Here is a 1072-nt window from a genome sequence, read left to right as displayed (position 1 = left end):
ACATGGCCTCGGCCATCCAGACCGCCTCCGCCGGCTAGTCACCGGCCACAGCGCAACGCGCACCGGTCACCGGGCGGGGGGGCCCCCCCCCCCCCCCCGGGCCCCCCCGGGGCCCGCGGGGGGCGGGGGGCCCCCGGCCCGGCCCCGCCGCTGCGGGTGCGGTTCGACGACCCCGAGATCCTCTAGGCCGCGGGTAGACTTCCGGGCGTCCCAATACCGAAAGAACCTTGCCATGCGCCTCGTCTTCGCCGGCACCCCGGCCGCCGCCGTCCCGTCCCTCGCCGCCCTCGCCGCCCGCCACGACATCGCGGCGGTGATCACCCGCGAGGACGCCCCGCTCGGCCGCAAGCGCGTGCTCACCCCGTCGCCGGTCGCCGCCGCGGCCGAGGAGCTGGGCCTGCCGGTCATCCGGGCGAACCGGCTCCGCGAGGAGGTCACCGAGCAGGTGCGCGAGCTGGCGCCGGACCTCGGCGTGATCGTCGCCTACGGCGGTCTGGTGCGCGAGCCGCTGCTGTCGCTTCCGCGCCTGGGCTGGATCAACCTCCACTTCTCCCTGCTGCCGCGGTGGCGCGGGGCCGCACCCGTGCAGCACGCGGTGATCGCCGGCGACCGCGAGACCGGGGCCGCGGTGTTCCAGCTGGTGCCGGAGCTCGACGCCGGCGACGTGTTCGCCGAGCTGCGCCGGGCGATCGGCCCCGACGAGACCGCCGGCGAGCTGCTGGAGGCGCTGGCCGTCGACGGCGCCGGTCTGCTCGCCGAGACGGTGGACGCACTGGAGGCCGGAACCGCGGTCGCCACGCCGCAGACCGGCGAGCCGACCCTCGCGCCCAAGCTCGGCATCGAGGACGGCCGTCTCGACCTCACCCGGTCCGTCGACGAGGTGTACGCGCGTCTGCGCGGCGTGACCCCTGAGCCCGGCGCGCACGCGCTGCTCGGCGGCGAGCGGTTCAAGATCCTGCGGGCCGCGCGCACCGGCGGCGAGGCCCTCCTGCCCGGCGTGGTGGAGGAACGTGGCCGCAGCATCGTCGTCGGCACGGGAACGGAGCCGCTGGAGCTGGTGACCGTCCAGCCC

The 1072-nt window shown here is 77.1% G+C and carries 1 protein-coding gene; it reads left to right on the top strand.

The window, feature by feature from the left end; genetic code table 11:
* Positions 1-232: 232 nt before the first annotated feature.
* The coding region (fmt, locus tag ACR9ZG_RS18885) for a methionyl-tRNA formyltransferase (protein ID WP_481286381.1) at positions 233-1072 on the top strand (840 nt) is incomplete at its 3' end.

The sequence above is a fragment of the Leifsonia sp. KNZ12-8B genome (genome assembly GCF_056755495.1).
The sequence above is the reverse complement of the archived record's forward strand: the minus strand, read 5'-3'. Positions and strand labels throughout refer to the sequence as shown.